The 10,137-nt window shown below is 63.7% G+C and carries 9 protein-coding genes; 5 read left to right on the top strand and 4 right to left on the bottom strand.

Annotation, left to right across the window (positions count from 1 at the left end; genetic code table 11):
- The 3 genes from SO156_RS29870 to SO156_RS29860 all read left to right on the top strand — a co-directional run.
- Positions 1 to 373: DUF4142 domain-containing protein (locus tag SO156_RS29870; RefSeq protein WP_498537261.1), on the top strand; the 373-nt coding region annotated here is incomplete at its 5' end.
- 2 nt (positions 374 to 375) lie between these two features.
- Complete coding sequence (locus SO156_RS29865; protein ID WP_498537260.1) at positions 376 to 780, top strand: hypothetical protein; 405 nt, start codon at positions 376 to 378, stop codon at positions 778 to 780.
- A gap of 736 nt (positions 781 to 1,516) precedes the next feature.
- Positions 1,517 to 1,765, top strand: a complete 249-nt coding sequence (locus SO156_RS29860; RefSeq protein ID WP_458150615.1) for a hypothetical protein — start codon at positions 1,517 to 1,519, stop codon at positions 1,763 to 1,765.
- Between the two features lie 142 nt (positions 1,766 to 1,907).
- Here the strand turns inward: SO156_RS29860 and SO156_RS29855 are convergent, their stop codons facing one another.
- The 3 genes from SO156_RS29855 to SO156_RS29845 form a co-directional block, all read right to left on the bottom strand.
- Complete coding sequence (locus SO156_RS29855; protein ID WP_498537259.1) at positions 1,908 to 2,114, bottom strand: hypothetical protein; 207 nt, start codon at positions 2,112 to 2,114, stop codon at positions 1,908 to 1,910.
- 96 nt (positions 2,115 to 2,210) lie between these two features.
- Positions 2,211 to 2,345 (bottom strand): hypothetical protein, encoded by a 135-nt coding sequence (locus SO156_RS29850; protein WP_458150613.1) that lies wholly within the window; start codon positions 2,343 to 2,345, stop codon positions 2,211 to 2,213.
- Between the two features lie 122 nt (positions 2,346 to 2,467).
- Positions 2,468 to 2,665: a hypothetical protein gene (locus SO156_RS29845; protein ID WP_498537258.1), complete on the bottom strand. Its 198-nt coding sequence runs from the start codon at positions 2,663 to 2,665 to the stop codon at positions 2,468 to 2,470.
- Between the two features lie 95 nt (positions 2,666 to 2,760).
- Here SO156_RS29845 and SO156_RS29840 point away from each other — a divergent pair, with 95 nt between their 5' ends.
- Positions 2,761 to 3,285 (top strand): DUF4142 domain-containing protein, encoded by a 525-nt coding sequence (locus SO156_RS29840; RefSeq protein WP_498537257.1) that lies wholly within the window; start codon positions 2,761 to 2,763, stop codon positions 3,283 to 3,285.
- Between the two features lie 4 nt (positions 3,286 to 3,289).
- On the opposite strand, the gene SO156_RS29835 is transcribed toward SO156_RS29840, so the two are convergent.
- Positions 3,290 to 3,571 (bottom strand): hypothetical protein, encoded by a 282-nt coding sequence (locus SO156_RS29835; protein ID WP_458150610.1) that lies wholly within the window; start codon positions 3,569 to 3,571, stop codon positions 3,290 to 3,292.
- 270 nt (positions 3,572 to 3,841) lie between these two features.
- Here SO156_RS29835 and SO156_RS29830 point away from each other — a divergent pair, with 270 nt between their 5' ends.
- Positions 3,842 to 10,129, top strand: a complete 6,288-nt coding sequence (locus SO156_RS29830; protein WP_458150609.1) for a HAMP domain-containing protein — start codon at positions 3,842 to 3,844, stop codon at positions 10,127 to 10,129.
- Positions 10,130 to 10,137 lie beyond the last annotated feature (8 nt).

The raw sequence follows: 10,137 nt of genomic DNA, 5'->3' as shown, positions 1-10,137 counted from the left end.
GAAGGGCTATGCGCAGGAGAAGACCTTCGCGCAGCAGATGGTGACCGATCACACCAAGACCTCGACGGAGCTGAAGCAACTCGTCAGCAGTGGCAAGGTCCAGGCGACGGCGCCGACGACGCTCGACAGCTCGCACCAGAGCAAGCTCGACAAGCTCAAGGGCGCATCGGGCAAGGACTTCAGCTCGGATTACGACTCCTATCAGGTCAGCGCACACAAGGACGCGGTACCGTTGTTCGAGCGCTACGCCAATGGCGGCGACAATCCCGAGCTGAAGAATTGGGCCGGCAAGACGCTGCCGGCGCTGAAGCACCATCTCGACATGGCGCAGGAGCTCGGCAAGGCGCCGAGCGTCGGCCAGTCCAGCAAGTAAGAATGCTACGCCGCATTGCGGATGCCGACAGACTTGTCGGCATCCCGCCACTTCCCAGCAACGATGCTCCTCTTTGCGCATTGAGCGCCGAAACCGGCGGAGAGAACGCACGAGCAGCGAGCACGATATCTCGCTGGCATGTCGTTCACGCGGGCTTCGCTGCCATTGGCGTCGAAAGGAGACGAGCACGTGGCCGAGCAAAGTCTCATCGACCCGACATCGCGTTACCCGAAACCGCCCTTCAACAAGCAATTCTGGCCGGTCTCATCGCCAAGCAATGCGGCCCGTCCGTAGGCGGCCTGCTCCTCGCACTTCCTGCGATCTTCTGCGCCAGCGCCACGCTGATCGATCGCCACGAACGTCGCAAGAAGCAGAAGGTTGCTCTGAACGGCGAAAGGCGTGGCTGACAGGCTGCTGCGCTCGATGCTGCAGGCGCTGGATCGGGAAGCATCGGCCTGGCCGCCTTCGCAGGCGTGTTCTACGTCACCGTCTCGGCAAGCGTTGCAGTGGCCTTTTGCAGTCGCACTGCTCGCGTGGGGAACCGTCGCGGTATCGATGTGGTGGCTGCGTCGCAAGCTGCGCGTCGTACGCCATGGCCGGCAGCACGGCCACGCATCGGCCAGCGGCCTAGCGTCGTAGCGACAGAAACTCGTGCATCTCGGCGGCAGCCTGAAGCTGCTCAAGACGCGCCAGAAGCAACTCGCGCTGCCGTCCACCTCGCAGCTTTGCAAGCTCCCCTTCGAGCCGACGTCGATGCTCTTCGAGCCGTTGCTCGAATGTGTGGGGATCAGAACGTTTCCGTTTCCGCATCGCGACCTCGTGGGGGCTGCAGGCCCGGGCTATTGGCCCAGCGATCGAGTTGCTCAATCACCCTCCGATGACTCGGCCGGCGCGGCTCCGGCGCCTCGGGCTCTTCGGATAGTTTGCGCGGCAGTCTGACCTGATCGGGCATAGCGTCTCTCCAGTTCTTGGAGCGATATTGACCTCCAGCCTGAACCTTTGTAGCGGCCCGCGCAATTACATAAGTTATTGATTTTACGTAATAATTTCACTCATTTGGTGGAATTTGAGGAGCTTGCGGAACCCCCGCCGAGTTGGTTCGTTGAGTAAACTACTCACCTTGCCAACTTTGAGTGGCTGAACATGAACGATCTTCGCGCCGAGCGACTACAGGTCATGCTCTCGCCTGAAGAACTGAGTGCCGTCGACGATTTCCGCTTTCGCCACCGCATGCCGACACGCGCCGCCGCGGTGCGCGAACTTCTCAAGCTTGGTCTCGCCAGTGCTGGCATCGACGGGCTGGCGGGCGTCAAGTCGAGCGACTATGGCGTGTTCGGTCGCGGCCCCGAGGGCCACACGCCGGGCGCTGCCGATGGCGATGCCGAGGATTGACCGCACTCGCGAGAGCACAACGGCAAACGACCCCGGCACGGGGGGTGCCAGGGCCGTCCTTGGAGATTGCTTCCGGCCCACCGGGGTATGAAGCCGCAAGCAATCCACTTACGCGTCCGAGATGGATTCGTTCCTCTGGGTCTCAACCGGTCGGGGGCGTGCCGGAATCATCAGGGGTCATGCCCGAGCCCGGCGTCTTGGCCTCATCATTCAGCGCAGGATCGCGCGTTGCTTCCTTTGACGGCGGACCCTTCGCACCGGATTTGTGGACGGTTTGCGCGCGCTGCTTGTCGCGCGGCTGCTCTTCGGCGCGCTTTTCGCGAACGATGCCATGGTTGGAATGCGTCATGGTTGTACTTCCCGCTTTCCATCTGTCTTCAAGAAGCTTACGCGCCGCAACCGCAATGGTTCCGGATCAGCGGGGAATCAGGGAGGTCAACCGCGCCTAACTGCGCGCATGCTGCGCGACAGGTGGCGACGAATGCGCCAAATGGACTTGCCGCAGCGTCGTCACGGTCGCGACGGTGGCAGAAATGCCAAACGCCATGATGAGGACGAACAGAGCCAGACGGGGAGCCATTGCAATCCTCCTGCTAGAAATGAACAAACGCGGTCTGTAGCGACCGTACTCCGGATCATCGTCAGTTGGTCGCGCATCGTCCGTGAGCGGTCTCACACGCGGACTCACGAACGCGAGAGCGGCTAGGATGTCGGCTTCTTATGCGGCACGCGTTGGGCAACTGGCGGAATTTCGCCGTCGAGCCAGTCCTGCTCCTCCGCCAGCGCCGACCAGGCCTCCGCCATTCGCTGGTAGCGTTTGAAGGCGGGTTGTCCCTCGGCCCGCTCGGCAAGATGCAGGCAGTTCTCGGCGTTTTCTCTGAAGATGTCGGATTGCTTCATGTGAAACAGTTGGGGAGCAAAAGTGCTGGACGCAACCGCCCTTACCGGATCGTAATGTCGCGGGAACTTCTGCTTGAGCCCGCTATTGACGGTCCATGCGCATGATCGTCACCACTGTCCTGTTGTTCATGAGCGCCGCTGCACTCGCCGACAATAGCGGTGAACGCGCATGGGCAGGGCACGATTCCGCGCGCACGCCGACGGCAACCGACGTCATCGGCGACCTCTATGCGTTCGGGCGATTCCAGCAGGGCCTGCTCGAGAGCGCCGATCTTCGGGGTAATCAGGAGGTCAAGACCCTGGCGATTTCGCGGGCCGAGGATGCAGCCAAGCGCGAAAAGTCGCGGAAGCAGATTCAGCAAGCGATTGGCGCCGAGCCGAACGTTCGCAGGGCCTCGACAGCGGGCGCCGCACTCACCGGCCCCGACGACTCCGAAGGCCCGGCCTATGTCAGGCGATTCTATGCGGCGCAGATCGCCGAATACGAAGAGACCATCGACCTGCTCGAGCGCTATCTGCGGGCGCCCGACAATAAAGCGCTCAGCGCCTTCGCGCGCGAACAGTTGCCGATCCTGCGATCGCAGCTCAGGGACGCTGCGCGTACCACGGCCGACAAGTAGGCGCTCATCGTACGGGATGATGCTGCTCGTTTTTCGGCTTCACGGTGCGATTGCTCTCGGGCATCTTGTCCCGGCCCTGGTCGCCCTTGTAGTCCCGGCCACCCGAGGTAGACGTGCCACTGCCGCTCCGGCTCGGCTGCGTTGCTGCTCCCGTCGTCGGTGCGGAGCCGGGAGTGGCCGAACTTGCCGCCGGATCTCCCGTGATGGCCCCGCGGCCGCTCGGTGCACCGTTCTGCGCGTAGGCCGCACCGGCGACCAGCAAGCTGGTCGCTATGGCTACGGTCATTGTTCTCATAACTAGGTTGCGCGCTCCGTTCCGATCAACGCCGCTTCGCCGTTCCGCATCCGGAACAGCGCGCGCGAAGGCAAAGAAAAAATTCCTAAAATTGGATGGAACCCTATTCTCATCCCCGCGTTGTTTTCACCGGGTTGAGTGAGGCAGGTTCCAGTTATCTATGCTCCAATGTTGCAGCTTGATTTGCAATTTGGCTGACGTTCTATTTCCAAAACTGCGTGCTTGCATTGAATTCTAAAACGCATCTGCGGGGGGAATGACATGAGCGACCTCGATCCCGGACCAGTTTCGCAATCGGGTCGTCGCGTCCCCAAGCGAAACGTCAATGGCACTTCGGAAGCCGACTCCCGGCAGGAATTGCTGCTGGCATTGCAAGCGATGCGCAGCGGCGATTTCTCGGTGCGCATGAGCGGCGACTATCTCGGCATCGACGGCAAGATCGCCGACACCTTCAATGAGATCATCGCTGCAAACCAGCGCATGGCGCAGCAGCTCGAGCTCGTCGGCCAGGTGGTAGGGCGCGAGGGCAAGACGCGGCAGCGCGTGAAATTCGGGCTGGCGAGCGGCTCCTGGGCCGACATGGAGGGCTCGGTCAACACGCTGATCGACGATCTCCTGTGGCCGACCCGCGAGGTGACGCGCGCGGTCGCGGCGGTGGCGCAAGGCGATCTGCTGCAGACCGTCAAGCTCGACGTCGACGGCCGCCCCTTGCGCGGCGAATTCTTGCAATCGGCGACCATCGTCAACACCATGATCAAGCAGCTCGGCGTGTTCACCTCCGAGGTGACGCGCGTCGCGCGTGAGGTTGGCACCGAAGGCAAGCTCGGCGGCCAGGCCCAGGTGCCGGAAGTCACCGGCGTCTGGAAGGATCTGACCGAGAGCGTCAACTCGATGGCGAACAACCTGACCAACCAGGTGCGCAACCTCGCGGAGGTGACGATCGCGGTGGCCAATGGCGACCTCTCCAAGAAGATCACGGTCGACGTCCGCGGCGAGATTTTGCAGCTCAAGGAAGCAATCAACACGATGGTGGACCAGCTTCGCTCCTTCGCCTCGGAGGTGACGCGCGTCGCGCGCGAGGTCGGCACCGACGGCAAGCTCGGCGGCCAGGCCATCGTGCCCGGCGTCGCTGGCACCTGGAAGGACCTCACCGACTCCGTCAATGCGATGTGCGGCAACCTGACCGCGCAGGTGCGCAACATCGCCCACGTGACGACGGCGGTCGCGCGCGGCGACCTCTCGCGAAAGATCACGGTGGACGTACGCGGCGAAATTCTGGAGCTGAAGGACACCATCAACACCATGGTGGACCAGCTCAACTCCTTTGCATCCGAAGTGACGCGCGTCGCGCGCGAGGTCGGCACCGAAGGAAAGCTTGGCGGACAGGCCCAGGTGCCCGGTGTGGCCGGCACCTGGAAGGACCTCACCGACAACGTCAACTTCATGGCCTCGAACCTGACTGCGCAGGTCCGCAACATCGCCGATGTCGCGACCGCGATCGCGAGCGGCGACCTTTCCAAGAAGATTACCGTGAACGTGTCGGGCGAGATCCTTCAGCTCAAGGAAACGCTCAACACCATGGTCGATCAGCTCAACGCCTTCGCCGGAGAAGTGACGCGCGTCGCGCGCGAGGTCGGCACCGAAGGGCGGCTCGGCGGACAGGCCAACGTGCTCGGCGTCGCCGGCACCTGGAAAGATCTGACGGAGAGCGTCAACTCGATGGCCTCGAACCTCACCGCCCAGGTCCGCAACATCGCCGAGGTGACGACGGCGGTCGCGAACGGCGACTTGTCGAAGAAGATCACCGTGGACGTGCGCGGCGAAATCCTGGAGCTGAAGGACACCATCAACACGATGGTGGACCAGCTCAACGCGTTCGCGGGCGAAGTGACGCGCGTGGCGCGCGAGGTCGGCACCGAAGGCAAGCTCGGCGGCCAGGCGCAGGTGCGTGGCGTTGCCGGCACCTGGAAGGACTTGACCGACTCGGTCAACTCGATGGCCTCGAACCTGACCGGCCAAGTCCGCAACATCGCCGAGGTCGCGACAGCTGTGGCCAAGGGCGACCTATCGAAGAAGATCACCGTGAACGTGTCGGGCGAGATCCTACAGCTCAAGGAAACGCTCAACACCATGGTCGACCAGCTCAACGCCTTCGCCGGAGAAGTGACGCGCGTCGCGCGCGAAGTCGGCACCGAAGGCAAACTCGGCGGCCAAGCCGAGGTGCCCGGCGTCGCCGGCACCTGGAAGGATCTCACCGATAGCGTGAACTCGATGGCGGGTAACCTCACCGCCCAGGTCCGCAACATCGCCGAAGTGGCAACCGCCATCGCCGGCGGCGACTTGTCACGAAAAATTACCGTCGACGTGCGCGGCGAGATCCTTCAGCTCAAGGACACCCTGAACACGATGGTCGACCAGCTCAACCGCTTCGCGGGCGAGGTGACGCGCGTGGCGCGCGAGGTCGGCACCGAAGGCCGTCTCGGCGGCCAGGCCAACGTGCCCGGCGTCGCCGGAACCTGGAAGGACCTCACCGATAGCGTGAACTCGATGGCGGGCAACCTCACCGCCCAAGTCCGCAACATCGCCGAAGTGACGACCGCCGTGGCGCGCGGCGACTTGTCCCGCAAGATCACCGTCGACGTGCGCGGCGAAATCCTGGAGCTGAAAAACACCATCAACACCATGGTGGACCAGCTCAATGCCTTCGCATCGGAAGTGACGCGCGTCGCACGCGAGGTCGGCACCGAAGGCAAGCTCGGCGGCCAGGCGCAAGTGCCTGAAGTCGCCGGCACCTGGAAGGACCTTACCGACAACGTCAACTTCATGGCGTCGAACCTGACCGCCCAGGTCCGCAACATCGCCGAGGTCGCCACCGCCATTGCCGGCGGCGACCTTTCGAAGAAGATCACGGTCGACGTGCGCGGCGAGATCCTGCTGCTCAAGGACACGCTGAACACGATGGTCGAACAGCTCCGCTCCTTCGCCGCCGAAGTGACGCGTGTTGCGCGCGAGGTCGGCACCGAAGGGCGGCTCGGCGGTCAGGCCGTGGTGCCCGGCGTCGGCGGCACCTGGAAGGACCTCACCGACAACGTCAATCTCCTCGCCGCAAACCTCACCACGCAGGTCCGCAACATCGCCGAGGTCACGACCGCCGTGGCCCGCGGCGACCTCTCCCGCAAGATCACCGTCGATGTGAAGGGCGAGATCCTCGAACTGAAGAACACCATCAACACCATGGTGGACCAGCTCAACGCCTTCGCCGGCGAGGTGACGCGCGTGGCGCGCGAGGTCGGCACCGAAGGCAAGCTCGGCGGCCAGGCCCAGGTGCCTGGCGTCGCCGGCACCTGGAAGGACCTCACCGACACGGTGAACTTCATGGCGGCGAACCTCACCGAGCAGGTGCGCGGCATCGTCAAGGTCGTGACCGCGGTTGCGAACGGCGACCTCAAGCAGAACCTCACTGTGAAGTCGAAGGGCGAGGTCGCCGCTCTGGGCGACACCATCAACAACATGACCGAGACGCTTGCGACCTTCGCTGACCAGGTGACCTCGGTGGCACGCGAAGTAGGCGTCGAGGGACGCCTTGGCGGCCAGGCCAACGTGCCGGGCGCGGCGGGTACGTGGAAGGACCTGACCGGCAACGTCAACCTGCTGGCGGCGAATCTCACCTCGCAGGTGCGCGCCATCGCGGAGGTCGCGACCGCTGTCACCAAGGGCGACCTGACCCGGTCGATCCAGGTCGATGCGCGCGGCGAGGTCGCGGAGCTGAAAGACAACATCAACACCATGATTACCAACCTGCGTCTCACCACGGACGTGAACACCGAGCAGGATTGGCTGAAGACGAACCTCGCCAAATTCACCAACATGCTCCAGGGCCAGCGCGACCTCACCACCGTCGGCCGTCTCCTGCTCTCGGAGCTGTCGCCGCTGGTGAACGCCCATACCGGCGTGATCTACCAGATCGAGAACGAGGACAGCCCGCAGCTCCGCCTGCTCGCCTCCTATGCCGGCGACGGCGCCTATCCCTATCCTCAGGTGCTGCAATTCGGTGACGGACTCGCCGGACAATGTGCGCTCGACAAGCGCCCGCGCGTGGTCGCGGACATCCCCGCCGACGTGGTGCCGATCAACTCGGCGCTGCTGCGCGCCGTGCCAAAGAACCTGGTGGTGCTGCCGGTGCTGTTCGAGAGCCAGGTCAAGGCGGTCATCGAGCTTGCCTCGCTCGCTTCATTCACGACCTCGCAAATGACTTTCCTCGAGCAGCTCACGGACTCCATCGGCATCGTGCTCAACTCGATCGAGGCGACGATGCAAACCGAAGGCCTGCTCAAGCAGTCGCAACAGCTTGCAGGCGAACTCCAGGCCCAGCAGCGCGAATTGCAGCAGACCAACGAGCAGCTCGAGCTGAAGGCGCAGCAACTCGCCGAGCGCAACGTGGAAGTCGAGCGCAAGAACCAGGAGATCGAACAGGCCCGCCGCGCGCTGGAGGAAAAAGCGACCGAGCTCGCGCTGACTTCGAAATACAAGTCCGAATTCCTTGCCAATATGAGTCACGAACTGCGCACGCCGCTGAACTCGATCCTGATCCTCGGCCAGCAGCTCACCGACAATCCGGATGGCAACCTATCGGCCAAGCAGGTCGAGTTCGCCCGCACGATCCACGGCGCCGGCACCGACCTCTTGAACCTGATCAGCGACATTCTCGATCTTTCCAAGATCGAGTCCGGCACGGTGACGGTCGATGCCGAGGAGATCCTGACTGCGAACCTGCTGGAGACCGTCGGACGTCCGTTCCGGCACGAGGCGGAGAACCGCAGCCTGTCCTTCAACATCGAGGTCGATCCGAACCTCGCCCGCAGCATCGTCACCGACTCCAAGCGGCTGCAGCAGGTGCTGAAGAACCTGCTGTCGAACGCCTTCAAGTTCACGGCCGAAGGCGGCGTGCGACTGAAGGTCGCCGGCGCGCTGGGTGGCTGGACGCCTGATCACCCCGTGCTCAACGCTGCGCCGGCCGTGATCGCGTTCGAGGTCTCTGATTCCGGTATCGGCATTCCCCTGGAGAAGCAGAAGCTGATCTTCGAGGCATTCCAGCAGGCCGATGCCGGCACCAGCCGCAAATATGGCGGCACCGGCCTCGGGCTTGCGATCAGCCGCGAGCTCGCAAGCCTGCTCGGCGGCGAGATCCACCTGCGGAGCGCCACCGGCAAGGGCTCGACTTTCACTCTGTACCTGCCGCTCAAATACTCGGGGCCAACGCTCGCGTCGCGTGCTGCGCCCGCGGCCCATCAGCCGCCCGCGCTCCAGGCGCAGGCAAGTGCGCCCGAGCGGGTCATCGAGCAACTGCCTGACGACCGGCTCAATCTCGAGCCGGGAGACACCATTCTGCTGATCGTCGAGGACGATCCGCATTATGCCCGTGTGCTGGTCGATCTCGCCCGCGATAAGGGTTTCAAGGTGCTGGTCGCCGCACGCGGCGCTGAAGCCCTGGAGCTCGCCAAGCAGTATCAGCCGACGGCGGTGTCGCTCGACGTCTTCCTGCCGGACATGCTGGGCTGGACGGTGTTGAGCCAGCTCAAGCACAATCCGCTGACCCGCCACATCCCCGTGCAGATCATCACGCTGGACGAGGACCGCCAGCACGCGCTCGCCCGCGGCGCGTTCTCCTTCGTCAACAAGCCGACCACGACCGAGGGCGTTTCCGCTGCGCTGACCCAGATCAAGGAATATGCAAGACCGCGTCGCAAGCGGCTCTTGATCGTGGAGGACAACGAAGCCGAGCAGCTCTCGATCCGCGAGCTACTGCATCACGACGACATCGAGATCGTGGCGGCCGACACCGGCGCCGGCGCGCTCTCGACGCTGCGCGACGCTCCTTACGACTGCGTGGTGCTGGACCTGCGCCTGCCGGACATGAGCGGCTTCGAGGTGCTGGACCAGATCCGCAGCGACGAGGCGCTGTCCAACATCCCGGTCGTGGTCTTCACCGGCCGAGAGCTCTCGGCCGAAGAGGATGCCGAGCTCCACACCATGGCGCGCAGCATCGTGGTCAAGGGCGTGGAATCGCCCGAACGCCTGCTCGACGAAACCGCGCTGTTCCTGCACCGGGTGATCACCGAGCTGCCGACCGAAAAGCAGCGCATGCTGGAGAAGCTGAACAGTTCCGACGAGGACCTGATCGGAAAAACCGCTCTGCTCGTCGACGACGATGCCCGCAACATCTTCGCGCTGTCGAGCGTGCTGGAGCGGCGCGGCATGAAGGTGCTGACCGCTACCACCGGCCGCGAGGCGGTGGCGCTGGTGGAATCCAATCCGGAGATCGCGATCGTGCTCATGGACATCATGATGCCGCAGATGGATGGCTATCAGACCATCGGCGTGATCCGGGGGAACCCGGCCTTTTTGCGCCTGCCGATCATCGCGCTGACTGCGAAGGCAATGAAGGGCGACCGCGAGAAATGTCTGGAAGCCGGCGCCTCCGACTATCTCGCCAAACCCGTCAACACCGATCAATTGCTGCTTGCGATCCGCATGTGGCTGCATCGCTGAGTGGGATC

Source organism: Bradyrhizobium sp. UFLA05-125 (assembly GCF_059803515.1).
This window is presented reverse-complemented; position numbering and strand designations above follow the sequence as displayed.